Source organism: Paenibacillus sp. GCM10027629 (assembly GCF_042676425.1).
Taxonomy (GTDB): Bacteria; Bacillota; Bacilli; order Paenibacillales; family Paenibacillaceae; genus Paenibacillus_K; species Paenibacillus_K terrigena.
Window position 1 is genome coordinate 268,306 of record NZ_JBHTGZ010000010.1, and the last position, 25,383, is coordinate 293,688.

The 25,383-nt window shown below is 45.9% G+C and carries 30 protein-coding genes; 27 read left to right on the forward strand and 3 right to left on the reverse strand.

Going from position 1 to position 25,383, the window contains the following annotated elements; translation table 11 throughout:
• Positions 1 to 13 precede the first annotated feature (13 nt).
• Entirely contained in the window at positions 14 to 1,219 is a 1,206-nt protein-coding gene (locus ACFQZR_RS20570) for a class I SAM-dependent methyltransferase (protein WP_379349466.1), read from the forward strand.
• Between the two features lie 93 nt (positions 1,220 to 1,312).
• Positions 1,313 to 1,990, forward strand: coding sequence for a PilZ domain-containing protein (locus ACFQZR_RS20575; RefSeq protein WP_379349386.1), 678 nt, complete (start codon positions 1,313 to 1,315; stop codon positions 1,988 to 1,990).
• A 76-nt stretch (positions 1,991 to 2,066) separates the two neighbouring features.
• Here the strand turns inward: ACFQZR_RS20575 and ACFQZR_RS20580 are convergent, their stop codons facing one another.
• A complete protein-coding gene (locus tag ACFQZR_RS20580; protein WP_379349388.1) occupies positions 2,067 to 2,417 on the reverse strand; it encodes a dehydrogenase in 351 nt (116 codons plus the stop codon).
• A gap of 50 nt (positions 2,418 to 2,467) precedes the next feature.
• Complete coding sequence (locus ACFQZR_RS20585; protein WP_379349390.1) at positions 2,468 to 2,971, reverse strand: cupredoxin domain-containing protein; 504 nt, start codon at positions 2,969 to 2,971, stop codon at positions 2,468 to 2,470.
• Positions 2,972 to 3,121: 150 nt separating this feature from the next.
• Here ACFQZR_RS20585 and uptA point away from each other — a divergent pair, with 150 nt between their 5' ends.
• The 24 genes from uptA to ACFQZR_RS20705 all read left to right on the forward strand — a co-directional run bounded on the left by uptA (position 3,122) and on the right by ACFQZR_RS20705 (position 23,508).
• Positions 3,122 to 3,736, forward strand: a complete 615-nt coding sequence (uptA, locus tag ACFQZR_RS20590) for an undecaprenyl phosphate transporter UptA (protein ID WP_379349392.1) — start codon at positions 3,122 to 3,124, stop codon at positions 3,734 to 3,736.
• A 43-nt stretch (positions 3,737 to 3,779) separates the two neighbouring features.
• The gene (locus tag ACFQZR_RS20595; RefSeq protein WP_379349394.1) at positions 3,780 to 4,346 is read left to right on the forward strand and encodes a thioredoxin family protein; all 567 of its coding nucleotides are present in this window, start codon (positions 3,780 to 3,782) and stop codon (positions 4,344 to 4,346) included.
• Positions 4,347 to 4,353: 7 nt separating this feature from the next.
• A complete protein-coding gene (locus tag ACFQZR_RS20600) occupies positions 4,354 to 4,977 on the forward strand; it encodes an MBL fold metallo-hydrolase (RefSeq protein ID WP_379349396.1) in 624 nt (207 codons plus the stop codon).
• Positions 4,978 to 5,367: 390 nt separating this feature from the next.
• Positions 5,368 to 6,567 (forward strand): M24 family metallopeptidase, encoded by a 1,200-nt coding sequence (locus tag ACFQZR_RS20605; protein WP_379349398.1) that lies wholly within the window; start codon positions 5,368 to 5,370, stop codon positions 6,565 to 6,567.
• Positions 6,568 to 6,768: 201 nt separating this feature from the next.
• Positions 6,769 to 7,419: a pyroglutamyl-peptidase I gene (gene pcp / locus ACFQZR_RS20610; protein WP_379349401.1), complete on the forward strand. Its 651-nt coding sequence runs from the start codon at positions 6,769 to 6,771 to the stop codon at positions 7,417 to 7,419.
• A gap of 86 nt (positions 7,420 to 7,505) precedes the next feature.
• Complete coding sequence (locus tag ACFQZR_RS20615) at positions 7,506 to 9,365, forward strand: glycerophosphoryl diester phosphodiesterase membrane domain-containing protein (RefSeq protein WP_379349403.1); 1,860 nt, start codon at positions 7,506 to 7,508, stop codon at positions 9,363 to 9,365.
• 161 nt (positions 9,366 to 9,526) lie between these two features.
• Positions 9,527 to 10,057 carry an RNA polymerase sigma factor SigY gene (sigY, locus tag ACFQZR_RS20620; protein WP_018758642.1) on the forward strand — a complete coding sequence of 177 codons (531 nt, stop codon included), beginning with the start codon at positions 9,527 to 9,529 and terminating at the stop codon, positions 10,055 to 10,057.
• Entirely contained in the window at positions 10,044 to 10,439 is a 396-nt protein-coding gene (locus ACFQZR_RS20625) for a YxlC family protein (RefSeq protein ID WP_379349406.1), read from the forward strand. Before sigY ends, ACFQZR_RS20625 begins: the two co-directional genes overlap by 14 nt.
• A complete protein-coding gene (locus ACFQZR_RS20630) occupies positions 10,429 to 10,659 on the forward strand; it encodes a transcriptional regulator (RefSeq protein ID WP_379349408.1) in 231 nt (76 codons plus the stop codon). Before ACFQZR_RS20625 ends, ACFQZR_RS20630 begins: the two co-directional genes overlap by 11 nt.
• 100 nt (positions 10,660 to 10,759) lie before the next feature.
• Complete coding sequence (locus tag ACFQZR_RS20635; protein ID WP_379349410.1) at positions 10,760 to 10,897, forward strand: PLD nuclease N-terminal domain-containing protein; 138 nt, start codon at positions 10,760 to 10,762, stop codon at positions 10,895 to 10,897.
• A complete protein-coding gene (locus tag ACFQZR_RS20640; RefSeq protein ID WP_379349412.1) occupies positions 10,894 to 11,811 on the forward strand; it encodes an ABC transporter ATP-binding protein in 918 nt (305 codons plus the stop codon). The genes ACFQZR_RS20635 and ACFQZR_RS20640 overlap by 4 nt, the downstream gene beginning before the upstream one ends.
• Positions 11,808 to 12,596: an ABC transporter permease gene (locus ACFQZR_RS20645; protein WP_379349414.1), complete on the forward strand. Its 789-nt coding sequence runs from the start codon at positions 11,808 to 11,810 to the stop codon at positions 12,594 to 12,596. The genes ACFQZR_RS20640 and ACFQZR_RS20645 overlap by 4 nt, the downstream gene beginning before the upstream one ends.
• Positions 12,597 to 12,718: 122 nt before the next feature.
• Positions 12,719 to 13,099 (forward strand): hypothetical protein, encoded by a 381-nt coding sequence (locus ACFQZR_RS20650; RefSeq protein ID WP_018758648.1) that lies wholly within the window; start codon positions 12,719 to 12,721, stop codon positions 13,097 to 13,099.
• 331 nt (positions 13,100 to 13,430) lie between these two features.
• Positions 13,431 to 14,183, forward strand: a complete 753-nt coding sequence (locus ACFQZR_RS20655; RefSeq protein WP_379349417.1) for a stalk domain-containing protein — start codon at positions 13,431 to 13,433, stop codon at positions 14,181 to 14,183.
• 102 nt (positions 14,184 to 14,285) lie between these two features.
• Positions 14,286 to 14,573 carry an Asp-tRNA(Asn)/Glu-tRNA(Gln) amidotransferase subunit GatC gene (gene gatC, locus ACFQZR_RS20660; RefSeq protein WP_018758650.1) on the forward strand — a complete coding sequence of 96 codons (288 nt, stop codon included), beginning with the start codon at positions 14,286 to 14,288 and terminating at the stop codon, positions 14,571 to 14,573.
• Positions 14,574 to 14,633: 60 nt separating this feature from the next.
• The gene (gene gatA / locus ACFQZR_RS20665; protein WP_379349420.1) at positions 14,634 to 16,091 is read left to right on the forward strand and encodes an Asp-tRNA(Asn)/Glu-tRNA(Gln) amidotransferase subunit GatA; all 1,458 of its coding nucleotides are present in this window, start codon (positions 14,634 to 14,636) and stop codon (positions 16,089 to 16,091) included.
• 14 nt (positions 16,092 to 16,105) lie between these two features.
• Entirely contained in the window at positions 16,106 to 17,545 is a 1,440-nt protein-coding gene (gatB, locus tag ACFQZR_RS20670) for an Asp-tRNA(Asn)/Glu-tRNA(Gln) amidotransferase subunit GatB (protein ID WP_379349422.1), read from the forward strand.
• A 20-nt stretch (positions 17,546 to 17,565) separates the two neighbouring features.
• Entirely contained in the window at positions 17,566 to 18,261 is a 696-nt protein-coding gene (locus ACFQZR_RS20675) for an MgtC/SapB family protein (protein WP_379349424.1), read from the forward strand.
• Between the two features lie 127 nt (positions 18,262 to 18,388).
• Positions 18,389 to 19,018, forward strand: coding sequence for an RNA polymerase sigma factor (locus tag ACFQZR_RS20680; protein WP_379349426.1), 630 nt, complete (start codon positions 18,389 to 18,391; stop codon positions 19,016 to 19,018).
• A gap of 10 nt (positions 19,019 to 19,028) precedes the next feature.
• A complete protein-coding gene (locus tag ACFQZR_RS20685; RefSeq protein WP_379349428.1) occupies positions 19,029 to 19,355 on the forward strand; it encodes a hypothetical protein in 327 nt (108 codons plus the stop codon).
• A gap of 14 nt (positions 19,356 to 19,369) precedes the next feature.
• Positions 19,370 to 19,990 carry a TM2 domain-containing protein gene (locus ACFQZR_RS20690; protein WP_379349430.1) on the forward strand — a complete coding sequence of 207 codons (621 nt, stop codon included), beginning with the start codon at positions 19,370 to 19,372 and terminating at the stop codon, positions 19,988 to 19,990.
• Between the two features lie 21 nt (positions 19,991 to 20,011).
• Positions 20,012 to 21,253 (forward strand): DUF4097 family beta strand repeat-containing protein, encoded by a 1,242-nt coding sequence (locus tag ACFQZR_RS20695; RefSeq protein WP_379349432.1) that lies wholly within the window; start codon positions 20,012 to 20,014, stop codon positions 21,251 to 21,253.
• A gap of 83 nt (positions 21,254 to 21,336) precedes the next feature.
• Positions 21,337 to 21,765 carry a peroxide-responsive transcriptional repressor PerR gene (gene perR, locus ACFQZR_RS20700; protein WP_018758658.1) on the forward strand — a complete coding sequence of 143 codons (429 nt, stop codon included), beginning with the start codon at positions 21,337 to 21,339 and terminating at the stop codon, positions 21,763 to 21,765.
• A gap of 33 nt (positions 21,766 to 21,798) precedes the next feature.
• Positions 21,799 to 23,508, forward strand: a complete 1,710-nt coding sequence (locus tag ACFQZR_RS20705; RefSeq protein WP_379349435.1) for a glycosyl hydrolase family 18 protein — start codon at positions 21,799 to 21,801, stop codon at positions 23,506 to 23,508.
• 102 nt (positions 23,509 to 23,610) lie between these two features.
• On the opposite strand, the gene ACFQZR_RS20710 is transcribed toward ACFQZR_RS20705, so the two are convergent.
• On the reverse strand, positions 23,611 to 23,982 hold the full coding sequence (locus ACFQZR_RS20710; protein WP_379349437.1) for a YgzB family protein: 372 nt from the start codon (positions 23,980 to 23,982) through the stop codon (positions 23,611 to 23,613).
• 122 nt (positions 23,983 to 24,104) lie between these two features.
• Between ACFQZR_RS20710 and ACFQZR_RS20715 the strand changes: the two genes are divergently transcribed.
• Positions 24,105 to 24,995, forward strand: a complete 891-nt coding sequence (locus ACFQZR_RS20715; RefSeq protein ID WP_379349439.1) for a nucleotidyltransferase-like protein — start codon at positions 24,105 to 24,107, stop codon at positions 24,993 to 24,995.
• Positions 24,996 to 25,383: the final 388 nt, after the last annotated feature.

Sequence of the window (25,383 nt, forward strand, 5' to 3'; positions counted from 1 at the left end):
AATGGAGGCAACAATTTTGGCTAATGAATCCTATACAATTGAATCCTTGGGCGAAATGCTCAATGGACTCATTCAAGAAGGTAAGCTGGTGTCCGGGACGATGAGTCAATTACGGCATAAAGTGCCAGATACGTATTCGAAGGTGCTTTTGAAGACAATTGAACTTCGGAAGCAGTTATATGTACAGTTTGAATATCATTATGCGAAGCGGGTCACGCATGAGAATGTCCTGCTTGAAGAGGCTGGGGCGAAGCTTGCCGAGCTCTTCGAGCACACATTCCGGCAGGGTCTGCTTCGGACGACTTCGGAGGAGCTGCAAGTGCTGCTCTCGAAGAAGAACAAGGTGACGGTGATCCGGAAGAAGACGGCTGCTGTCGCAGCGGATTTAACACATAATCGGAAGAAGCAGTATGTCCTCGAAGAAGGGGAACCCGTTCCGTTCTTGATTGAACTCGGGATCATGAATGCCGACGGAAAAGTGCTAGCGAAGAAATACGATAAGTTCAGGCAGATCAATCGGTTCTTGGAGATGATCCAAGATGTATTGCCGCATTTGCCGAAGGATCGGACGATTACGATCGTTGATTTTGGCTGCGGGAAGTCTTATCTGACCTTTGCGATGTATCATTATTTGCATGTGCAGCAAGGCTTGTCCCTGAATGTCGTAGGACTTGATCTCAAAGCCGATGTCATCGCACATTGTCAGCAGCTTGCAGAACGTCTCGATTATGGGCAGCTGCAATTCCTCGTCGGCGATATTGCCGAGTACAATGAACTAGAGCAGGTGGATATGGTCGTAACGCTTCATGCGTGTGATACAGCGACAGATGCGGCCCTCGAGAAAGCCGTGCGTTGGGGAGCGAATGTCATTCTCTCTGTCCCATGCTGTCAGCATGAATTATTCCGCCAGATCGATAATCCGGCCCTTGAGCCATTGTTGTCCCATGGCATATTGAAAGAACGGTTCTCTGCACTCGCAACCGATGCGGCGCGTGCCAAGCTGCTTGACCTTCTTGGCTATCGTACGCAACTACTCGAGTTCATTGATATGGAGCATACGCCGAAGAATATTCTGATTCGAGCAGTGAAGGGCAATGCATCCGTAGAACAACGAGAGCAGTGGGTTAAGGAGTACGTGCAATACCGCGATTTCCTTCATATATCGCCTTATCTAGAGCGGGCTTGCCAAGATTTGCTACCGCCACTAACGCGTAAGTAGCCCTTGTTTTTCTAGGATGGGTGTTCGTCTTAAAGTGTCTATGGTAATATATGGTGTAAACGAAGATGTGACCAGATTTGGAGGGACGGCAGGTTGGAAGATAAGAAGTATACGAATGAACGGGAATCTGTTCCGCTAACCTCATTACTCGACTGCAGGACAGTCGTAGAACGGAAAGATTATGTTTCAACGGGTGTGCTGACGTATGCGGAAGGCGATTTACTCGAAGTCGAAATTGCGGAATACCAAGATTTCGAGCTCGGTGAATCGGTCAAAATTACAATCTATTCGCCGGTAGGTATCCATATTCTGCAATCTTCTGTCATTGCAAAATATGAGGGAGCCATCCTCATTATTCATCCCCCGAACCATCAGAGCAAGTTCGAGGACAAGCGGAAGTATCCACGGATCGCGACGAATAAGGGCGGCCATATTCTTAAAATTGTACGTCATGAGGATTTGTTCGTATTAGATGAGCCGTTGTCGTTTAACTTGTCGAATATCAGCCTGGAAGGGATAGGCTTCATGCTGCCCAAGACAGAGTTGTTCTCCATCCATACGAAGTTTCATGGTGAATTGGATCTAGGATATCGATTCCCGTGCATCTTCATGATCGTTCGCAAGCAAGTATCGGAAGAGGGAATCTTCTATGGGGCAGAGCTGCTGGAGGTCTCTGAAGAATATGAGCGTAATTTAAGAGCGTTTATTCTGAAGCAGCAAATCGAGAACCATTACGAGATGATGAAGTTAAAGATAAAGACGGCCCAATAGCAGATTTATTCGGGTTACAATAAAACAGGTAGCTTCGTCCATACGCTGGACAGCTACCTGTTTTTTGCTTGCCAATTCACCCTCCGAATGACTCGCGAAAAGCGCGGCACAGCTTCTGGCGATCAACATTCCAGAGTGTGGCTAATTCCTCGCTGACTGCTTCGTCCCACCAATCTGATAGAAGCTTGCGATTGCTGGAATTTTCATGAATCCAGATGAGATTGCCTATGACTTTGTGGAAATAGAGGGTTTCTCCTTGCTTCATAGATTCTTCGGGAATCCATACTTTCATACGTTTGACGGCGCGATATAGTTCGGTATTGCAGGTTCTGCGGATTTTTCGGGCGGAAGGTAGATTGGCATGATGCTTCTCTGTATGCTTGGCTGTTTGATGCGGATTCGCCACGTGGCATCGACTCCTCTCCATATCAATGTATGCAGGCTGGAGTGGAGAGGCTACCGCGTAGACTTTCGATTCTAATCGACGACAATATATCCGATCATCGGGGCAGCTACTTCTTCATGGCTCATGGGTTTGTTCTCCTTGTTCTCTTTGTTCTCTGTATTCGTGGCAAGATGGCCAGAATGCGTGGTGCAGATCAGACGATAGATTCCTTTTTTCTCCGGTGTGAAAGTGACAACCGTCTCTCGCCCTTTACGCACTTCCCCACGAATCGTTGTACCTTCGATATAGAATTGATGATTCGCCCCATTGACGCCATAAATACTAAGTTTGAGATTCTCCCCGAGTCGTGCTGGAATCGTACCTGGGTCCCAGCGATAGACTTCAATTTCCTTGCCATCCGCAGTTTTGGTCTTGAATTCACCGGTTACGATATGAATGGTGCGTTCTTCCGGTAGATCCGTATTGACGGGCTTGGATTGTTCCCAGCGCAAATATGCGATCGTCAGCATGACAGCGAACATCGCGACGGCGATCCATTGGACTTGTCGTTTATTAATAACCCAGATTCTAGACACTTTATTCACCTCGAATCATGCATTTGAGACAAGTGTATGCGCGAGTGGGTCAAGCCATGCCTAAGAAGTAGAAGTCATGTCCCACCGTGTGTTAGAATAATATAGATTAAAACTTAATACTGGAATGGGAGAAAATAACTGGGGGGCAGAATGGATACAATTCACGCAATTATTAATGACATTTTCCAATGGGTTCAAGGGTTAGGGTACTTTGGTATTGTGCTGGGTCTGATGCTCGAAGTCATTCCGAGTGAAGTTGTTCTTGCCTATGGGGGATACCTAGTCTCGACTGGGGAAATATCCTTTGTTGGAGCCGTGATCTTCGGTACGATCGGCGCGGTGGGCCAGAACTGGATTCTATATGCAATTGGCCGATTTGCAGGCCGTCCGTTCTTCGAGAAATACGGCAAGTATTTGAAGATCAAAGAGAAGCATCTGACAATAGCGGAAGGCTGGTTCAATAAGTATGGCGCCGGCATTGTATTCACGGCGAGGTTCGTTCCGTTCATGCGTCAGATTATTTCGGTGCCTGCCGGGATGGCAAGGATGTCATTCGGTTTATTCACGCTGTTAACATTGCTTGCATCGATTCCGTGGTCGCTTATATTCGTTTTCCTCGGATGGAAGATGGGCGATCAGTGGCAGCATGTGAGTGAACAGGCAGGTCCATATGTACAGCCAACGCTCCTTATTGCACTTGCTTTGTTAATTGTTTATGTTGTCGTTAAAATATGGCGTTCCAAAACCCGTGCCAAACGAGGTTAATGGATACGTTTCTTATACCGCAAAATGAAGGTGAGGATGTCTCATGAGTAAAAATGTGTCTGGCAAGTTGCACGGAGGAATTACACCGAAGCAATTTATGGATGGGATGCAGAAAAATCAAGATGCATTCAATGGCTGGTACGATTCATTTTCGTGGCACAATCCAGAAGATGAAGAGTTCTTCGAATCATTGAACAATCGTGATGATTTACGATGTCTAATCATTGCGGCGGATTGGTGCGGTGATGTCGTTCGCAACGTTCCGGTCGTATTCCATCTGATGGAGAAGGCAGGGATTCCAACAGAGGTATTCATCATGGAAGAGCATTTGGATTTGATGGATCAGTTCTTGACGAATGGCGGACGATCTGTGCCCGTGATCATCATTGCTGATACAGGCGGTTATGTCCTAGGGCAATGGGGTCCTCGTCCAGCAGCGGTGCAAGCGCATATGAATGCATTTAAGCTCGAGAATCCAGATCGGGAAGCACCTGATTATCAAGAGAAAATTCAGATCGTTCGTCAGAAAATGATCCAAGAATATGGAGAAGGTACGGGCTATCAGGCTGTCATTGCAGCAGAGCTTCGTGACTTACTAGCAGGAGTGTAGAACTATCATGTTAAAGATTGAATCTTTTCAACTGGGGCCGCTTGAGACGAATTGTTATCTCGTGATGAATGCGGAGACTCATAAGGCTATTGTCATTGATCCAGGTATGAATCCAGGAGCATTAATTCGTCGGATTCAGGATTTGGACGTGGAAGCGATTGTACTGACGCACGCGCATTTCGACCATATGGGCGGCGTGGACGAAGTTCGCAAGCTGAAGAATTGCCCTGTGTATATTCATGATCTGGAAGCGGACTGGCTGACAGATCCAAAGCTCAATGGATCGCTTCGCTGGTCGCAAGTGACCGAACCTTTGTCGACGGATCCAGCTGAATATGCTCTGGAAGATCGTCAGAGCCTGGAGCTGATCGGACATACGTTCCAAGTGATGCATACGCCAGGCCATTCGCCAGGTAGCGTAAGCTTATTGCATGGGAATGATTTGTTCGCAGGGGATGTTCTCTTCCGCATGTCAGTGGGACGCACGGATTTGCCAGGCGGACGTCAGAATGATTTGCTCGATTCCATACATCAGAAGCTGTTCAAGCTGGACGACGCGGTGAAAGTCTATCCCGGACACGGACCGCGGACGACAATTGGATTTGAACGTGCGAACAATCCATACGTGTAAGAACATTATGTGAACACTTCGACATATCTACAAATTTCGACATTATGAGACTAGACTTTAGCACTAGGTGCTGATATACTAGACTCAATTAGATATACTTAACTTTGCGAAGCACGCAAGCTGAGGAGAATAGCTCCCGGTTTGCGTTCTTTTTTTGTTTTTGTGGCTTGGTGTGTCGATCATCAAGTGAATCCGCCGAATTTGCTACAAGTGCGTGTTCAAAAAGTAAGCAATTCAGCACCGAGAAGGTTCTCGCAAGATTCGATGTCGATTATGCTTCTTGAATGACTTCGTGATCAAATGACGACTTTTTGAACAACCTCTACAAGGGATATCAGTCATGAAGCGCGAACATAATTAAGAAGCACTTGTTAGCATTGGAGGAAATGTATGATGACGATCCCGAAGCAGGAAATGTTGAACCGCATCGAACGTTTGAAGTTGAAATGCCGCGATCAGCAGATAGACGGTTGTCTTATAACGCAAAATGTCGATCTATATTATTTCACCGGGTCGATGCAGACCGGTTATGCCTTTATCCCGGCGCAAGGCGAGCCGGTCTATTACGTGCGCCGCAGCTTAACGCGCGCGGCGCAGGAATCGCACGTGCGGGTCCAGCCGCTGGGCTCGTTTCGCCAATTCGGCGAAACGCTGGCGGCAGACTTCCCGCACGTGTTCGCGAGCGCTGCGCCAGTGCTCGCGACCGAGTTCGACGTGCTGCCGGTACAATTGTACCAGCGCTTCGTCGAACTGCTGCCGCCGTCGACCCGCTGGGTGGACGGCTCGCAGCTGGTCCGTGAGACGCGGATGGTGAAATCCGCGTTCGAGGTGGCCGCCATCCGTAGGGCGGCCCAACTGGCAGACACCGCACTCGAAGATGCGGTGTCCTACCTGCGCGAGGGCATGACCGAGCTGGAATTGATGAGCCGGATCGAGTACACGTTCCGGCGTCAGGGCCATCTCGGCATCATGCGCATGCGCGGCTACAATCAGGAGATTGTGACTGGCATGGTCGGCGCAGGTGAGGCAGCAGCGGAGCCGACGTACTTCGACGGGCCAGCAGGAGGGCGGGGGATGAGTGCAGCTTATCCGCAGAGCGCAAGCTTAAGACCGATTGCAGCAGGAGAGCCGATCCTGCTCGATATTGGCTGCAACGTCGATGGTTACGTGATTGACCAGACACGCACACTTTGCATTGGGCAGCTTGATGCCGATTTGCAGGCTGCATACGATTTGTCGGAAGCGATCATTCGACGCACGGAAGAACAGCTTGTCCCAGGAACTCTCGTGGAGCAGCTTTATTTTGAGTCGCTGAAGATGGCAGAAGAGGGCGGACTGGCGGAACATTTTATGGGGTTCGGCGCAGATCAGGTTCGTTTCCTCGGCCATGGCATCGGACTCGAAATTGATGAGCTTCCTGTTCTCGCACGCGGCTTCAAGATTCCGCTGCAGCCGGGCATGGTGATCGCTGTTGAACCGAAATTCACCTTCCCAGGCCGTGGGGTTGTGGGGATTGAGAATACGTACCTTATTACAGATACAGGGTTCGAGCAGCTTACCATCTCACGCGAAGGTGTTCTAACGATATAGATGATGCTAACGCAATGAACGAGAAAGAGGCATACCTCTAGCAGAACCTGCTAAGGGAGGCCTCTTTTTTTGTGGAAAATCTTATTTTAAGATAAAGAAGTTAAGTTATCGGTGTATACATGAACGACAAGTCCTCCTTGATGTCATAATCACTGTGTTAGTATACAATAGGAAGTTAGTGGAATAGGAGCGTGGGTAATCATGAGAACAGTTCTATTAACAGGCTTTGATCCATTCGGTGGGGAAACGATGAACCCAGCGTGGGAAGCCGTGAAACGTCTGGATGGGGAGATCATTTCGGGGACCGTGCGGATCCAATCGATCCAACTTCCGACGGTCTTTGGTGATTCGATTAGACAGCTAGCGGAGGTGCAAGAACGGACCTCTCCTGTGCTGACCATTTGTGTTGGACAAGCGGGTGGTAGCTCCGATATACGCGTGGAACGTGTCGCAATTAATATGGACGATGCGCGAATACCTGATAATGCCGGGAATCAACCGATTGATAGCCCCATTGTAGAGAACGGCCCAACAGCTTATTGGTCGACACTTCCGGTCAAGTCAATCGTACATGCCTTGAAGGAGAAGGGAATTCCCGCATCGGTATCGCATAGTGCAGGGACGTATGTGTGCAATCATCTTTTTTATGGCCTGATGCACCGAATTGCAGAGGGATCGAGCGAAGGAAAGGGAGGATTTATTCATATTCCCTTCTTGCCAGAGCAAGCCGCTCGATATAGCAATCAGCCGAGCATGTCGCTGGATACGATTGTACAAGGGATCCGTATTGCCGTGGAGGTTAGCTTGCGGCAGCACGAAGATATTCGTGTGGTAGGCGGTACACTAGATTAGCAAAATCCACGTCTAGCCCTTGCCATGCGTAAGAACATATTGCAATATGGATATCCTAGTGATGTGTAGAGAGAGGAGGGGTTCGCATGCGGGGTAATTATTATCGCAATAAATCGGCATTTCGGTTAATGCTAAGTACATTGAAATCATTCAAATTGATATTTTGGCAATCTTTTATTTTCGAGCTGGTGTATAAAACGCTAACGATTACGATCTTTGTACCATTTTTTTCTTATATTTTTCACCAGGCGGTGCAAATAAGTGGGTTTGCGGGTGCAACCAATTATGAATTATTGAAATTCGCATTGAACCCCTACGGCATTTTATGCTTTTTGATCATCATTCCGCTCGCTACGGTTATTATTTTTATAGAAGTTACGGTTCTTATTCTGCTATCGTATTACGCACACCAAGGGGAACGGGTTAAACTTATACCTTCCTTTTTGCAGTCATTAACGTACTTGCCTTTTATGTTTCGGTATGGTTTCTTTGGATGGGCGTTGTACTTCTTATTCATAACCCCACTGCTGAATATTGGATTTTCGTCTACCTTGCTGCCTTATCTACAAATCCCTAATTTTATTACAGGAGAATTGTACAAGACGAACGTCGGGATGCTTATTCTTGGGGGAACCTTTGTTGTTATTGCGCTTTTTTATTTTCGCTGGCTCTTGTCGCTTCATATGATCGTTATTGAAGGCAAGCAAGGATTTATTGAATCTGCCCGCAAAAGCGCAAGGATGATGCGAAAGTCGTATTGGAAAATGTTCCTGACCATTATGTATGGTTTCATTATATATTTCGTGTTGTTCGTTCTATTATTAATCCTGTTCATTATTCTCGTAAGCGTCATTTCTTATGTTGCACAAGAGGTAGATCTGGAGAACAGTCCGCTATTTGTGAAAATTCTATCTTCGATTACAATTTTCACATTATTTTTTGCATCATATTTTGCTTCACCGCTCTTCATACATTCACTTACAGCGTTCTATATGGATAAGGCGGAGCCGATGGATGCGGCGGTCAGACATGCCGATTGGGACAGGGAACAGCATTTTTATTCCCGGGGTTATCGCACTCGATTGCAAATTTATCGTGGGAGACTTGCGATCTTATGCTTGATGGTAATCACAGGGTCACTATTGTTGGATTATTCGTTCCATTTTACGGAGCAGCAGCGTTCGCATCCGTTTACCATTATGGCGCATCGTGGATATAGCATGAAGGGTGTTGAGAATTCATTGGAGGCGCTCCAGGGAGCCATTGATGCAAAAGCAGACTATGCGGAGATTGATGTTCAGTTAACGAAGGATGGTCAACTGGCGGTTATTCATGATACGAATCTGAAACGACTCACAGGCCGTAACGTAGCGGTGAATGATCTAACGATGGATGAGCTTCGCAAGCTAGAGCTGAGGCAAGACGATTTCAAGGGTCGAATCCATACCCTCGAAGAGTTCATTGTGTATGCCAAAGGTAAAATTAAGCTGAATATCGAAATCAAGCTGCACGGCCGTGAGCAAGAAAATATTGTCGACAAAGTCGTTGCTGTTATCCACAAACATCAGTTTATTGAACAATGTGTCGTTCAGTCCTTAGACTATCATGTAGTTGTTAAGGTGCAAGAAGTGGAGCCTAAGCTAAAGACAGGTTACGTTGTGTTTGCGAGTACTGGTGTCATGTCATGGATCCATGCTGACTTTATCGTATTGGAAGAGTCTATGGTGACAGAACGTGCAATAGCATCTGCTAAATTACTCAACAAAACGCTCTATGTCTGGACGGTGAACAATACACCTGATATCGAGGGGTATTATTATATGGGCGTCGATGGTGTCATTACGGATATACCGCAGGATGCGAGAGATACGGTAAAATATCTAGATGAAAATAAAGATGAGAGCGAATTTATATTTAACTCGATGCTATCTTCGCTATTCTCATAATTAACGCGCTAAGAAGTTCTTTATTCGTGGGATCCATTTCATCGATGAGAACTTCTTTATTTATTTTTGACCGCACTGAACTTTTTAGCTTAGCTACTCGTATTATGGTTGATTTGCAAATCACAACTTGTTTTATATCAAAAAGGGGGAAGGATGTAGCAATGGATGAACAACAACGAATAAACTTGGCTATCCGCGGTGACGACCAGGCGTTAGCTCAATTGCTGCACGAGCATTACACCTTTTTGATGAAATATTTGATCAAAGTGACAATGAATCCGTCCCTTGCAGAAGACTTGGTGCAGGAGACGATGCTCAAATGTATCGAGAAAATCTCTTATTATAATGGATCATCGAAATTTTCCTCATGGATGATTACGATCGCTACACGGTTATACATTGACATGATGCGGAAGCGAAAAGTAGAGCAGCGTTGGCAAGAGCAGGAACAAGCATTACGCGGGGTTCAGTGGCATATGCAGCAGCACCAAGAGGCGTGGACGGATGCGATTGACGCACTGTCGAGACTTCGTTACGATATGCGATTGCCAATCCTGCTCAAGCACTATTATGGGTACGCATACGATGAAATTGCAGAGATGATGGACATCCCGCAAGGAACGGTGAAATCACGAATTTATAACGGGCTACAACAATTGCGAAAGGAGCTCATGCCGAATGCGAAAGAATAAATCTGACTTGAATCAACAGTCATTGCCTAATTCATCTTCAGAACCACACGTCTCTCAGGAAGATCAAGAGTTAATCGATCAACTGATGCTGAGTTTTCAGCAGATGGATCAAGTGATCCCGCATAATACCGCACCGCATGTGGGACATCTAGAGCAGTTGATTGCGGAGCAGAAGTTGGCGGTACGTCGACGTAATCAATTGGAGCTCCTTTGCTTCTTCCTTGTTGCCTTGGTATTGATCGGTGGAAATACACTGCTCGTCATGACGAGTTGGACGGCATTCGGGATTTTTCAAGGTGTGACGTTCATGGCAGCACTAGGGTTCCTATTCGGCTCTTATGTACGTCGCAAGAAAAAAGGGGATGTTCGACATGCCAAGTGAGTATTACCATCCAATTCCTTGGTGGGTTGTCGTCCTTATCGTCATGATTTTGATGACGCAGAGCTTCTGGTTATTCACGGATGCACGCCGACGGGAGAAGAATCGTTGGTTCTGGGGGATTTGGGGACTGATCCAATTTCCGATGCCGATTCTGTTCTATAGCATATTTCATATATACTTGCCCTATCGCAGGTCAAAGACTAATCGTGATCCATCCTAATTATTCAATTGTTTATTAAATTGAGAAAGTAGGGATGTATATGAATCTTGAAGTGAATTGGGGGCTGCTTGCCCCGATTTTAGTTATACAACTTATCCTCATGGTGACCGCCTTAACTTCCCTCTACAAGGCCGACGCAACACGAGGGCCGAAATGGATGTGGGTGCTGATTATTGTCTTCGGTCAAATTCTCGGGCCTATTCTATATTTTGTTGTAGGAAGGAACGATAGATCATGACGCTGCTGAAGGTTGATCAGTTGTCGAAGCAGTTTAAACAGCATCAAGCAGTGAAGAAGATTAGCTTCTCTATTGAAGAAGGGCGCTGTGTCGCCTTGCTTGGTCCGAATGGAGCGGGTAAGACGACAACGATACACATGTTAACCGGCTTGCTTCGTCCAACATCCGGCGATATCCAGTTGTATCTCCAAGGTAAGCAGGTTGCGGATCGAAGGCCTCATCTGGGATATTTGCCGCAGATGCCTGTCTTCTATTCGTGGATGACGGGGCGTGAGTTTGTCCAATATGCAGGGCAGCTCGCGGGCTTATCCAGGCAAGAAGCTGAACGCCGTACGGAGGAGTGGCTTGAAATCGTAGGTATTCAAGATGCAGCTAAGCGGCGCATTGGCGGATATTCCGGTGGGATGAAGCAGCGGCTTGGTCTTGCGCAGGCACTCATTCATAGGCCCAAGCTGCTTATTCTGGATGAGCCCGTCTCTGCACTAGATCCGATTGGACGGAGAGATGTATTACGGATTTTGGAGCGGATTCGTCAAGAGACGACGATTTTGTTCTCGACACATATTTTGCATGATGCGGAAGAGATCTGTGATGATATCATTTTGATCGAGCAAGGCGAGATTGCGGTTCAAGGACGTCTGGAGCATATACGTCAATCTCATAGCGAACCGATGATCATGATTGAGACCTTGAACGAGGCACAGGCCAAGGCGCTAGAAATCGCAATCAGAAATAAACCTTATGTGCACCATGTAGCGTCTGAGCATCAAACCCTTCGTGTAACGGTTTCTAATCTTGAAGAAGCTGAACGGGGGATTATGACGGAAGCTGTGCAGCACCACATTTTTATTCGTAAATTGGAAGCGGGTCATAGCACATTAGAAGATTTATTCATGAAGGTGGTGCGGGCATGAGGCAATTCGGTCTCTTTTATCGGAAAGAAATGCTGGAGATGGCACGCAGTTACAAGTGGATTTGGGTACCGATGGTATTCCTGCTTCTCGGTGTGATGCAACCCGTGACAACATACTATATGCCTGAAATTCTGAAGCACGCTGGCAATATGCCTGCAGGTACGATCATCACCATGCCAACACCTACATCGGGTGAAGTATTGGCGCAGACCCTTAATCAATTTGGCACCATCGGCGTACTTGTGCTCGTGTTATCGATGATGGGGATCGTATCTGGTGAACGGCAGAGCGGTGTGACCTCGCTTATTTTTACTAAGCCTGTCTCATTCATTGCTTATATGACTGCCAAATGGGCAAGCATGCTGACCTTAACGGTCGCTGCATTTGCCTGTGGTTACGCGGGAGCTTGTTACTATACCATACAGTTGATTGGTTCGCTGGATGTCGGAACCGTCATTCAAGCAGGCCTCATGTATATGTTATGGTTCGTTTTCGTTATTTCGGTCCTGCTGCTAATTAGCGCATGGCTGCCGAACTCGGCTGGGGTCGCTTTTACGACGATGGCATTCATCATGCTGCTCAGTTTCGGAACGAGTCTTCTTTCACGATATTTATCATGGAGCCCGAGTCGACTGAGTACGATCGCATCGGAGATATTGACGAAAGTCGAGACGTTGTCATCCGTAGGGCCTGTATTATGGATAAGCCTATGCAGTGTACTCATTTGTGTGATGTTAGCAGTCTATCGGATGCAATCACAAGAATCGATTTCAGCGAAAGCATAGGTTAGCAGGATGTCTCGCAGTAGAACTTCGCTTCTTTTCCTCTGCCCTCGTGGACGTACTATTTTTTTTGTAGTAGGATAGAGGAAATAAAATGATAGATGGACAGCTAGGGGGAAGAAGCGATGTTAAGTTTAGGCCAAAAAGTGATTATCGTCGCTGATCGATTTGAACAGAACATTCCGATTGGGGAATATGGTTATATAATCGCATATGATCGTAATGCGGATAATGCTTTTGACTATGTCGTTCGGGTGCCGAAGGTGAATCGTAACATTGCGGTGCCATACACGGATATCGAAGTCGAAGAAGTGTTGATTGAACAAGAGGTTGAGCGAATCGAGCGAGAAGCCTTGATCGATTTTGCCCTTGCTACGCGCAATGAGGAGCTGTTCCGCAGCGTAATGAACCGTGGTGAGGAAGTCGTCGAAGAAGAAGAGGCCGAAGCGGAAGAAATTTCGCAAGAGGAGTTTATCCGACAAGTCAATCTCAAAGCATGGATTTAATAGCTCGGCCATTGTGCCGGGCTTTTTCTTTTGTGCAGCGCGCTTGTGCTTTTCATCTCGTTAAGGCTAACGAACCTAGATCACCTTATTGGGTCAAAATATCGCGTTTAGAATTTCTAACGAACTCTAAGCACGTTATTCATGGCAAATCGGCTCTTATTCGGTCATTTTTCACACAATAAGGCGTTTGAGATTCGTTAGATTGGAAAAAGGGCTATTTCCGCCTAAATAAGCATTACAGGATTCGTTAGATCGAACGATGTAGGTGAACCCTCGTAGAATATGGTAATATTTTCAATAAATAGATTCCATATTTTTTAGGAGGTTCGTGATGAAAACGAAAATTGCAGCCGTTTGCGCAGTCTTGTTTATGTTGTATGGGGCTAAGGCAGAAGCGGTGAACTTACTCGTCAAAGCGGCGGTTTCCAATGTGTTTATGATCGTTAATAACGTCCAGCTTCATGCTGATTCCATGCCTGAAATTTTGAACTATAAGAATCAAATCTATGTCCCCTTACGATTTATAGCGAGCGAGATGGGCGCTTTAGTAGGCTACGATCCTACTTCACGCAATGTGTATATTGACTACAATAACAAGGAAAGCACAAAGTCCAAGCTCAACGCGACACGAACAGAAGGGGATTTTGATCTTAGTCTCTCGTCAGCCAGTGCAAAGTACAAGCAGGGTGATCCGATCAAGATCTGGAGTTCATTGACGTACCGGGGCAAGGAACCGATCACGGTATCGCACGGCGGTTCGTTACTCTATTTTAGTTTAATGGACGAAGACGAGTATACGGAAGGATATGTGAAGACTGCTATGCTGGTATATGAAAAATTTCAACAAGGGGATAATGTGGTCTCGTTTTTGGATCCCGGGCTCTTTACTACGTACTGGGCAAGCAAAAATCAGATTACATATATAGATAAATATTTGCAAGAAACCCCGCGTCCCCATATCCTCCCCAAAGGTCGTTACACGATCAAGGTACATGCCGAGTTCTACATTGGCGAGAAGTTCGATCCCTCGGACGAGACGCAGCATCGAAAATTCAGCGCCGAAATTCCGATCGAGATCGAATAGGCCCGAAGAATTGGGGCCATACATATTTTGGTCCCTGCATTGAGTATGAAAAACAACTACGCTATACTATATAAATTAGAGCCTAAGGGGGATTACGTAACGATGAGCATTACGGTGAAAGACGTTGAGCATGTTGCTAAGCTCGCGCGACTCGCATTATCGGATGCAGAGAAAGAGCAGTTTACAGGTCAATTAAATGCGATTTTGAAATATGCGGAGAAATTGAACGAATTGAATACAGATGAAGTGGAGCCGACGACACACGTGCTACAGATTCGTAACGTGATGCGTGAAGACGAGACAAGACCGTCACTCCCGATCGAGAAAGTGCTGCGCAATGCGCCAGACGAAGAAGACGATCAAATTCGTGTGCCGGCTGTCCTTGAATAATTGACAGAGCGTAAGGTACGAATTCATATATTATTTTGAATGGTTGAAAGGAGAATTCCCTTGTCATTATTTGATTTGCGGTTGCAGGAAATACATAACAAGCTTAATACCAAAGAATTGTCCGTCACGGATCTGGTAAGCGAAGCTTATGGACGTATTGCCAAGACAGAAGACCAGGTGAAAGCTTACCTGACTTTAAATGAAGAACATGCTCGCGCGCATGCGAGATTATTGGACGAGCAGCTCGCGACGGATGCACCTCGTGGATTGTTGTTCGGACTTCCCGTAGGGATAAAAGATAATATCGTGACGGAAGGATTGCGCACGACTTGTGCGAGTCAATTCCTCTCGAATTATGACCCGATCTATGATGCAACGGTTGTTCAGAAGTTGAAGAAAGCCCAATCCGTTACGCTGGGCAAATTGAATATGGACGAGTTCGCGATGGGGGGTTCGAACGAGAATTCCAGCTTCTATCCGACACGTAACCCATGGAACTTAGAATATGTACCAGGTGGTTCTAGTGGTGGTTCCGCTGCAGCGGTTGCAGCGGGCGAAGCGTACTTCACGCTCGGTTCAGATACAGGCGGTTCGATCCGTCAGCCGGCATCCTATTGCGGTGTTGTAGGCTTGAAACCAACCTACGGACTCGTATCCCGTTTTGGACTCGTAGCATTTGCTTCTTCTCTGGACCAAATCGGACCGATCACGAAGAATGTTGAAGACTCCGCGTATGTATTGCAAGCTATTGCAGGATACGACAACATGGACTCCACATCGGCGAATGTTGAAATTCCTGACTATATCAGCGCATTGAACGGAGATATTAAAGGGCTTCGTATTGGGGTACCAAAAGAATACCTTGGACAAGGTATCGATCCGAAAGTGAAAGAATCGGTTCTTTCTGCACTCAAAGTGCTAGAAGGTCTTGGCGCAACATGGGACGAAGTGTCCTTACCGCATACGGATTATGCGGTTGCGACGTATTACCTGCTTGCTTCTTCGGAAGCTTCTTCGAACTTGGCACGCTTTGACGGCGTACGTTATGGCGTTCGTGCAGAGAATCCGGATAACCTGATAGATCTCTATGTGAAATCCAGAAGCCAAGGCTTCGGGGATGAAGTGAAACGTCGGATTATGCTCGGAACCTATGCACTAAGCTCTGGTTATTACGATGCGTATTATTTGAAAGCACAGAAAGTCCGTACGCTCATCAAGCAAGACTTTGATCAAGTATTCGCGAACTATGACGTCATTATTGGACCTACAGCACCGACAACGGCATTCCCGATCGGATCGCAAGTAGATGATCCATTAACGATGTATATGAATGATATTGTGACCATTCCGGTCAGCTTGGCGGGCGTGCCAGCGATCAGTGTTCCATGTGGACTTGCTGATGGCTTGCCTGTCGGATTGCAAATTATCGGGAAAGCTTTTGATGAATCGACTGTACTGCGTGTAGCGCATGCGTTCGAGCAGAACACAGAACATCATAAGCTGCGCCCGCAGTTGTAAAGAGGAGGTTTCCCATGTCTACATCGAAATACGAAACCGTCATCGGCTTAGAAGTTCACGTTGAACTTCATACGAATTCCAAAATCTTCTGTGGCTGTAAGACATCCTTCGGTGCTTCGCCGAACAGCAATACATGCCCAATCTGTCTTGGACATCCAGGCGTATTGCCTGTACTCAACCGTCAAGCAGTTGAGTATGCGATGAAAGCTGCGATGGCGCTGAACTGTACGATTGCAACAGAGAGCAAGTTTGATCGTAAGAACTATTTTTACCCAGACTCACCAAAAGCTTACCAAATCTCGCAATACGACAAACCGATCGGTGAGAATGGTTGGATTGATATTGAAGTGAATGGTGAGACCAAGCGGATTGGCGTAACACGTCTTCACCTTGAAGAAGATGCAGGGAAACTGACGCACGTAGATGGCGGTTATGCTTCACTGGTTGATTTTAACCGTGTAGGTACGCCGCTGTTAGAGATTGTATCAGAGCCTGATTTGCGATCTGCGGAAGAAGCGAAGGCATACCTTGAGAAGCTTAAAGCGATTATGCAATATTGTGACGTATCCGATGTGAAAATGGAAGAAGGATCGCTTCGCTGCGACGCGAATATCAGTCTTCGTCCTTATGAACAGAAGGAATTCGGTATTCGTGCCGAGCTCAAGAACATGAACTCTTTCCGCGGCGTTCAACGCGGGATTGAATATGAAGAATATCGTCAAGCTGAAATTTTGGATGACGGCGGTGTCGTTGTGCAAGAGACAAGACGTTGGGACGATACGCAAGGTAAGACGTTCTCGATGCGTGGTAAGGAAGAAGCGCATGATTATCGCTACTTCCCGGACCCAGATCTTGTGTCCGTCTTGATTGACGACGAATGGAAATCCCGTGTTCAGGCATCGATCCCTGAATTGCCGGATGCACGTAAAGCACGTTATGCAGCGGAGCATGGTTTGCCAACCTATGATGCAGACGTGATCACAGCTTCGATGGCGCTCGCTGATTTCTTCGAAGAAAGTTTGAAGTATACGAAGGATGCCAAATCCGTAGCGAACTGGATTATGGGCGACTTGCTTGCACATTTGAATGCGAATAACCTGGAAATGTCCGACGTCAAGATTACAGGCCAAGGGCTTGGCGAGATGATCGGCTTAATCGAGAAAGGTACGATCAGCAGCAAGATTGCGAAGACCGTCTTCAAAGAAATGATCGATAGCGGTAAAGCGCCGCAAGCGATTGTTGAAGAGAAAGGCCTTGTTCAGATTAGCGACGAAGGCGCAATCAAAGCGATTGTTGACAAAGTTGTGGAAGCGAACCCGCAATCCGTTGAGGATTACCGTGCGGGGAAAGACAAAGCGATTGGCTTCCTCGTCGGTCAAGTGATGAAAGAATCACGCGGTAAAGCAAATCCAGCGCTTGTGAATCAGCTGTTAGCGGAGCGTCTCAAAGGATAATTCGAGAGGAACGAGTAAGCATGCACGATCCATGGGTCATTGATAATTTACATGTCATGATCAGACTACTGCTTGCGATGCTGTTAGGCGGCTTGGTTGGATTTGAACGAGAACATAACAATCATGCGGCTGGCCTTCGGACACATATTCTGGTCTGTCTTGGTTCCACCTTAATCATGCTGTTATCCATTTATGGATTTGCTGAATTTGTGACCTTGAATCGTGATCCAGCGCGGCTTGCGGCCTCGGTCATTACAGGGATCGGATTTCTAGGTGCTGGAACGATTCTATTCACAGGCAAATCAATTACGGGCCTCACGACAGCGGCGTCACTGTGGGTCGTTGCCTCCATAGGGTTAGCTATTGGAGCGGGCTTCTATTTTGCAGCGGTTGCGGCGACAATTCTGGTATTACTTAATTTATGGGTCTTGAATAAGATTGAACAGCGTTTCTTGCGAGGGAAGAAAGTTCGAATCATCACCATTCGAGCGATCGGGCAGCATGACCTTCTGGATGAGGTTACTGCGAAGCTCGCTTCCCACGCCATTACGACGAAGAAGATGGCATTAACAGAGTCGAGACATGTGACAGAACACGAGATTGATTTGCAAATGGAGCTTCAGTTGCATGTCACAGCACCGAAGCATTTAGAGCCGATTCATCTGATCGTGGAACTAAAATCCATTGCTGGTGTATTTAATGTTTCGGTAGAATGAGTAAGAGGGTCCATCTCTTACGATAACCTTCCTGATGGGAAGGTTATTTTTTTTGAAAAGTTTTGAAGGGTTTATTGAAATGGGTACGTCATAAATATAGATTCAAATGGAGAGAGGGGGGATTACGGTGGACAATCAGACGGATGAACAGCTTATTGACCAGATCCGTCAAGGGAATCAGGATGCTTATCGAATTTTGGTTGATCGACATAAGAATTACATTTATACATTGATGTTCAGAGAGCTGGGCCATCGTGAGACCGCGGAAGACCTCGCTCAGGAAGTCTTTATTAAACTTTACCGCTACTTGCCCCATTTCCGTGGGGAGGCGAAGTTTACGACTTGGATGTATCGGTTAGCGATTAATACATTGACGGATTATCGGCGCACGCAGCAGCGTAAGCCGCTGACCAGCTTGATTGATTCGATTAAATCATGGTTTAGATCTCCAGAAGAAGAAGAGCCGGAAGAACGGCTGCTGCTGAAGGAAGAGCAGATTGAGGTTCAGCGTGTACTTAGAAAGATGAAGGACAACTATCGTATTATTCTTGAGCTTTATCATATGAGACAGCTTACTTATCAAGAAATAGCAGCCATTCTAGAAATTCCAATTCGGACCGTAGAGACGCGTCTATATCGGGCCAAACAACAATTCGAACGTTTATGGACGGAGGTGCAAGTTCATGAGAAGACGATTCCAGGAAAAGCCACGCCATCAGCATCTAAGAAAAGACTGGACAACGCCTCATCAAGCTAATGTCCTACCGATGGAACGAGTGAAAGTCATTGAACAGATGCCTATCCATGAGACATCTCCTGAGTTTACAGATGTTATCATGCAGCGTATCTCATCACAAGGAAGTAGAAAACCCGCGACAGCAGCTTCGTCGCCGACCGTGAATTATTTTACACGGCGGAAGCAATTCATTCATTTTGCTGTTGCTGGCGCAGCGACTTATCTATTTATAACAACCGGTATTTTGCAATCTCTCCTTGCAATGGATGCCTTCAAACTTGAATATCAAATGAAAACGAAAGTCCAACATGTGGTTGAAGCTGGTATAGAAATCATTACACACATTATCCCGTTCTAGGAGGAGATCTAACTATGACGCATTCGAATAAAGACAGACAATCGACCTATGACCCTTTTTTGGATGAACGTATGCATCAATTGAATACCCCGCCAATGATGAATGCATTTCCGAACTCGAATCATCCTTATGGCAGCAATGTACCCCGTAAGAGTAAATTTTTAGCTGGTTTGCTTGCTTTTTTTATCCCGGGGCTGGGACACTTTTATCTCGGTCTGATGCAGCGCGGGTTAACGGTCATGTTAAGCTTAGCGCTGAATATCGTTGCCATCGTGTATAGTGTCAACTTACCGCAAGGCGGAAGCTTGCCTATAATCGTGCTGTTAAGTCTCTTGATTCCATGCATCTATTTCTATAATTTGTTCGACGCATTACAATGTACGGATCGAGTAAATGCAGAGCGCATCTATGGATTTGTGCCAGAAGGCATGACACCTTTAATAAGTAATGGCGGAGTGGCTTTCAAAGGCAGCTCGCTTGGCATTGTGCTTGTTGTGTGCGGCGTCTTTGTGTTGATGTTTAGTGTCAATCCAGCTTGGCTCCAGTTTTTATTCTCGAGCGGCGGTCCCTATTTTGGCGCAGTGATTCTCATTGTAGCAGGATTATTCTTGCTCTTAAGAACACGTTCGAAATAATGAACGAGAAAGGGGTGTCCAATGATTAAAGTCGGGAGATATACAGGTGCCATTTTATTATTAGCTGTAGGCGCAATTCTTATTTGGGACCAGAGTTCTGGTGCAACCCATATTCAATATCTGTTAGATTGGTGGCCCGTTCTTTTTATCCTTTGGGGCATAGAATATATTATTCTCAATGTTGTGCATCGTCATTCCAATCGACGGATGAAGTTGGATCTAGGCGGCATGTTTTTAGCTGTGCTGTTATCAGGCATTGTGTTTAGTGTGACTCAGCCATCGCTCATGTCGGATTTATGGAAGCAACTTAATTTCAAGATAAATTTTGCTACAAATTTGGGGTCTGACGAAGGAATTCGATTTGAGAAACCTGTGCAGAAGGTTGCCGTAGATAAGGAAACCGAAGCGATTGTTGTACGTAATGAGTATGGTGATGTTGTTGTACAGACGGGCGGTGCTGATCAACTTGAAGTCTCAACCGTTATGCGGGTAGATCTCAAGGATGAGCAAGAGGCTGAACAGATTGCGAATCAATCCACTGTGAACATTCATCCGGGCCAGCGCATTACGATCGAGACGAAGGGTAAGAAATACGGGGGTAATTGGCAGAAGCAGCCTCGCATGGATCTCGTGCTGACGATCCCGGAGGGAGCTACCCTAGACTTGGATATTGAGACATTGCTCGGTGATATCGATATTCAAAATGTGAAAGCTAAGAATGAATTGAAACTGGTGACGATGAAAGGCGATATTGATCTTGAGAATGTAACTGGTGCAGTTCGAGGAGAGACATTATTAGGTGATGTGAGTTTATCCGCGATCGATGGTGAAGTTGAGATGTCGTCGAAGAGTGGTGATTTCAATGTTAGCCACATCACAGGACGGACGAATGTTGCTACGCTGAATGGAGAGATCCGTTTGGAGGAAGTGGAAGGAGATATTCTCGCGGATACGAAAAATGGTGACGTACACATCGATCGTGCTGATCATAATCTGAAGGTATCTACACTCAACGGGGATATTTTTGTGGATACCAAGGTTGTTGGCGGGGATTGGGATGTTCATTCCACGATTGGCGATCTTGATATTGCAATTCCAGATACAGGAGATTATTCCATCGAAGGTAGCAGCGGGATTGGCTCCGTTAATGTGATCGATTTACCATTTCAGGCAGGAGATAAATCACTGTCAGGAACCGTTGGAGATGGTAAGTTTAAGGTTATACTTAGCTCCAATAATGACCTCACCTTGAAAAAGAATTGAAATCGATCATACCCCGGAGTACAATGAATGAAGATTGATGTTAAAATTTAATGTACTCCAAATAAACAGGTGGTGGGTCAGCTATGAATACGCAAGTCCAAGAAGCACTTGAACAATTAAAAAATACAGGAGTTCGTATTACGCCACAACGCCACGCGATTCTGACGTTTTTACTCGATTCCATGACACATCCGACGGCGGATGATATCTACCGTGCGCTTGCACCGCAGTATCCAAGTATGAGTGTGGCGACGATATATAATAATTTGAAAATGTTCGTGGAAGCAGGTCTTGTGCGCGAATTGACCTATGGAGATAATTCAAGTCGGTTCGATGCAGATCTGTCTTCCCACTATCATGCGATCTGTCAGAAGTGTGGCAAAATCGTGGATTTCAATTACCCAGCACTCTATGAAGTAGAGCGCGCAGCAGCGGAACAGACAGGCTTCGCTGTCAGCGGCCACAGAATGGAGATTTACGGCGTCTGCCCTACATGTGCTGAGAAAAAGTAATGTAATCGGACAACTCTAGAAATGGAGAGAAGAATGAATCTACGATACCAAAAGAAAACAGGCCTGCGAACACGCGGCTTGTTTTTTATTACAGCAGCTATTGTCGTTCTAATTGTTACTGGGATATATATTAAAGATCAGGTGTTGCCAAGTACCAAGCATGTGAAGCCAGATTTTCATGGATTGGCCAAGCCCATCTTTGTTGGTGGCGAATTGCAAGAGGCACCGGCAATCGGGTCGAAGGAAGGTATTAAGCTCCCCTTGTCGGTCGTTCAGAAGAATATTGATTCAACGATTCGTTATGAGAAAAAGTCAAAGACAATCATTATGGCGACGCATGATAAGTTAATTCATTTTAAGACGGATGAGTTAACCGGGCGAGTGAATAGCAAGCCGTTTGAACTCTTTTTTACAGCTGAACAGGTGAAAGGGACACTCTATTTGCCGATCGCGCCGCTTGAAGAGCTGTATGGTCTGCAAGTGAAGGAGGACCCGAGCACGGGAACTGTGACGTTGTTCAAGGCTGGCGATCAGGTTCAGACGGCGAAGACGGTTAAGTTAAAAAAAGAGGATAAGACCATTCCACTACGTGTGGACCCTTCCATTCATAAACCGATTGTGTACGATGTGAAGCAAGGGGAGTCCTTGCGGATCTGGGCAGACCTCGATGGGTGGTATAAGGTTCAACTGGAGAATGGTATCGTTGGCTTCTTGCAGGATTCTGATGTCGAGATGGGCGAGCAGCTTTCCATCGAGCAGATTCCTGCAGCGAATGAGAAACCAAATGCGAAGATAGAAGGACCTATTAACTTGATTTGGGAAGCGGTCTATAATAAAAGCACTGATGTAAGCCAAATTGGGCCTTTGCCAGGGGTGAATGTCGTCAGTCCTACCTGGTTCAGTCTTCTTGATGGGAAAGGTAATGTCCAGAGCAAAGCGGATACGGGATATGTTAAATGGGCCCATGAGAATAATATGCAAGTGTGGGCGTTGTTCAGCAATAGCTTCGAGCCCAAATTGACAACAGAAGCATTATCGACCTTCGATCGTCGATTCCAGATGATTCAACAAGTGATGTCGTATGCTCAAATCTATCGCTTGGATGGAATCAATATCGACTTCGAGAATATTTATACGAAAGACAAGGAGAACTTTACGCAATTCGTACGTGAATTAACGCCTATGCTTAGAGCACAAGGGCTTATCGTCTCGGTAGATGTCACACCGAAATCGAACAGCGAGATGTGGTCAGCCTTTCTAGATCGCAAATCGCTGGGAGAATTGGTCGACTATATGATGGTGATGTCCTATGATGAGCATTGGGCCTCGAGTCCGCGTGCAGGGTCGGTGTCATCGCTCCCTTGGGCGAAGAATGCGATGCGTAAAATTATCGAAGAGGATCAGGTCCCTGCAGATAAGTTGCTCTTGGGGATCCCGTTATATACACGGATATGGACGGAGAAGCCTGTAGACGGGAAGACGAAAGTCTCCTCCAAGACGGCGGGAATGAAGGCGATCCAAGAATTAATCGACAAGAAGCAGCTTAAACCTCAGTTTGATGAGGCGACAGGTCAGAATTACGTGGAATATGAAGAAGATGGTGCGAAGCGCCGAATTTGGATTGAGGATCAGACATCTCTTCAGGCAAGAGTAGATCTAGCACAAGAGCTGGGGCTGGCAGGTACGGCATCGTGGACGCGAAGTTTTGCATTACCTGAGGCTTGGGATGTACTCGCAAGATAGTAACAGCACTTATATCACTTATATATGAAAAGACACTACCAGAGATCCATGGATCAACGGTAGTGTCTTTGTTTTGTACGAGATATGAGGTTAAGCCTTCGGTTAGTCTTCCACGATCATCACAGGCTGCTCTTTAGGCATCGTATTCGCTTGATTCGGATCCATCGTCAGGATGGTTTTGCAGAACATGCAGCGATCCGTTTTGCCCAGCATTTTCGTTTGCTTATGACATTCGGGACACTCGAACACGACAGCGGTTGTCGACAACATGCCTGCCCAGAAATAAATTCCAACGCTACATAACATACTAATCATACCGAGCACCATGAAGATCGCTGCGATAATTTTGCCGACGTTGGAGCTGCCCCACAATAAGAGTCCGGCTGTTCCGAGTACCATAACTCCCATTCCTACCATAGTTAGCAGTAATCCCCACAAGCGAAACTCATTGATTTTACTAGATTTAAAGCGCATATCGTGATCTCCGTTCTCTTGTTTATAGTTCTTTTGTAAAAGAGGAAAGTTAAATCTTATGTAGAATTAAATTACATTATAACGGATTGGGTTTTAAATCGCCAAGAGAGAGGTGGGGGAAAATGGTGGATTTCACCAAAAAAACATTATTATCGGCGTTCAAGAATAACCCTGATCATATCGGATCGGTCTGCATCGAACACACTGCTTCAGACTTCTACCCACCTGAGATGTATGATTTCGATATTGTTCTTATTCATGTCATGGATAGGGATATGGCGCATGAAATATCGCATATGAAGAAGGGTGATCTCAAGCTGCAGATCCATACAGTAAGTATGTGGAGCATGGAGAGATGGCTTGTCGATGGTGAGAACCGCAATATGATTCAGTGGATGATTCAAGGGGAAATTGTGAAAGACTCCACGGGGTATTTGAACGTTCTTCGAGATCGTATACTTCAATTTGCGAATCCTCTACGCGAACAACGAATGATTGCTGAATTTGCATTGTTCCTACGTAACTTCCTGCAGGCCAAGCAGTTCATGAAAATGAATCATGAATTAGATGCCTATCAGCGAGTCCTTGAATCGCTGCGGCATTGGGCGGGAATTGTATTGATCGAGAAGGGGATGCATCCTGAGGTTTCAGTATGGAATCAGATCCATGATCTGAACCTAGGGGTATTTAAACTATATGAAGAGCTTACAATAAGCCAGGAGACTGTTGGACAACGAGTTGAGCTTCTACTGCTTGCCAGTGAATTTTCCGTGATGACTAAGATGAAGGAATATTGTTCATTGCTGCTGCGTATCTTATCCAGTCGCGAAGAACCTTGGAATGAGAATGAATTGGTCGAACATCCTGAACTTCATCATATTCGTGCGGATCTCCCCATGCTGTTGCAGAAAATGCTCCAACGATCACTCGTGCGTGAAGTTGAAGTGTTGAGCACGGAATCCGAGGAGACTGATCAAGAACCATCTATAGAGCTTTATTATTTAGCGGGATAATCAATTTCCGATAGCAATGGCTTGATGTATAGGCGGTTAATGAAGACTTATTGCTGGATTTAAATTTTTTTGTCGAAAAGTGTTGACTTCTAGGTTCAGATCATGATATATTAATTTTCGCCGCTTCGAACGGAAGCAAAAACGAAGTAAACGATGAAGAAATGAATCGAAAAAAACTTCAATAAAAGTGTTGACAAGAGAAACGGCGATATGATATATTATAAGAGTTGCTGCTGAGAACAACGGCGACAACGAGAAAGACATTGATCTTTGAAAACTGAACAACGAATGATTGAAAGATATAACGAGAACATTGTTCTCGTAAGCAAGTCAGTTTCAAAATGAGCAAGTCAAACACTTTATTGGAGAGTTTGATCCTGGCTCAGGA

Bases quoted from the DNA above. Each gene is read 5' to 3' on its own strand.
- gatB (WP_379349422.1), top strand. From the start codon at position 16,106: ATGTCTACATCGAAATACGAAACCGTCATCGGCTTAGAAGTTCACGTT.
- ACFQZR_RS20635 (WP_379349410.1), top strand. From the start codon at position 10,760: ATGGTGACCGCCTTAACTTCCCTCTACAAGGCCGACGCAACACGAGGG.
- perR (WP_018758658.1), top strand. From the start codon at position 21,337: ATGAATACGCAAGTCCAAGAAGCACTTGAACAATTAAAAAATACAGGA.
- pcp (WP_379349401.1), top strand. From the start codon at position 6,769: ATGAGAACAGTTCTATTAACAGGCTTTGATCCATTCGGTGGGGAAACG.
- ACFQZR_RS20675 (WP_379349424.1), top strand. From the start codon at position 17,566: ATGCACGATCCATGGGTCATTGATAATTTACATGTCATGATCAGACTA.
- ACFQZR_RS20685 (WP_379349428.1), top strand. From the start codon at position 19,029: ATGGAACGAGTGAAAGTCATTGAACAGATGCCTATCCATGAGACATCT.
- ACFQZR_RS20600 (WP_379349396.1), top strand. From the start codon at position 4,354: ATGTTAAAGATTGAATCTTTTCAACTGGGGCCGCTTGAGACGAATTGT.
- ACFQZR_RS20650 (WP_018758648.1), top strand. From the start codon at position 12,719: ATGTTAAGTTTAGGCCAAAAAGTGATTATCGTCGCTGATCGATTTGAA.
- ACFQZR_RS20595 (WP_379349394.1), top strand. From the start codon at position 3,780: ATGAGTAAAAATGTGTCTGGCAAGTTGCACGGAGGAATTACACCGAAG.
- ACFQZR_RS20615 (WP_379349403.1), top strand. From the start codon at position 7,506: ATGCGGGGTAATTATTATCGCAATAAATCGGCATTTCGGTTAATGCTA.
- ACFQZR_RS20630 (WP_379349408.1), top strand. From the start codon at position 10,429: ATGCCAAGTGAGTATTACCATCCAATTCCTTGGTGGGTTGTCGTCCTT.
- ACFQZR_RS20710 (WP_379349437.1), bottom strand. From the start codon at position 23,982: ATGCGCTTTAAATCTAGTAAAATCAATGAGTTTCGCTTGTGGGGATTA.
- gatC (WP_018758650.1), top strand. From the start codon at position 14,286: ATGAGCATTACGGTGAAAGACGTTGAGCATGTTGCTAAGCTCGCGCGA.
- uptA (WP_379349392.1), top strand. From the start codon at position 3,122: ATGGATACAATTCACGCAATTATTAATGACATTTTCCAATGGGTTCAA.
- ACFQZR_RS20580 (WP_379349388.1), bottom strand. From the start codon at position 2,417: ATGGAGAGGAGTCGATGCCACGTGGCGAATCCGCATCAAACAGCCAAG.
- ACFQZR_RS20715 (WP_379349439.1), top strand. From the start codon at position 24,105: ATGGTGGATTTCACCAAAAAAACATTATTATCGGCGTTCAAGAATAAC.
- ACFQZR_RS20695 (WP_379349432.1), top strand. From the start codon at position 20,012: ATGATTAAAGTCGGGAGATATACAGGTGCCATTTTATTATTAGCTGTA.
- sigY (WP_018758642.1), top strand. From the start codon at position 9,527: ATGGATGAACAACAACGAATAAACTTGGCTATCCGCGGTGACGACCAG.
- ACFQZR_RS20655 (WP_379349417.1), top strand. From the start codon at position 13,431: ATGAAAACGAAAATTGCAGCCGTTTGCGCAGTCTTGTTTATGTTGTAT.
- ACFQZR_RS20705 (WP_379349435.1), top strand. From the start codon at position 21,799: ATGAATCTACGATACCAAAAGAAAACAGGCCTGCGAACACGCGGCTTG.
- ACFQZR_RS20640 (WP_379349412.1), top strand. From the start codon at position 10,894: ATGACGCTGCTGAAGGTTGATCAGTTGTCGAAGCAGTTTAAACAGCAT.
- ACFQZR_RS20625 (WP_379349406.1), top strand. From the start codon at position 10,044: ATGCGAAAGAATAAATCTGACTTGAATCAACAGTCATTGCCTAATTCA.
- ACFQZR_RS20645 (WP_379349414.1), top strand. From the start codon at position 11,808: ATGAGGCAATTCGGTCTCTTTTATCGGAAAGAAATGCTGGAGATGGCA.
- ACFQZR_RS20605 (WP_379349398.1), top strand. From the start codon at position 5,368: ATGATGACGATCCCGAAGCAGGAAATGTTGAACCGCATCGAACGTTTG.
- ACFQZR_RS20690 (WP_379349430.1), top strand. From the start codon at position 19,370: ATGACGCATTCGAATAAAGACAGACAATCGACCTATGACCCTTTTTTG.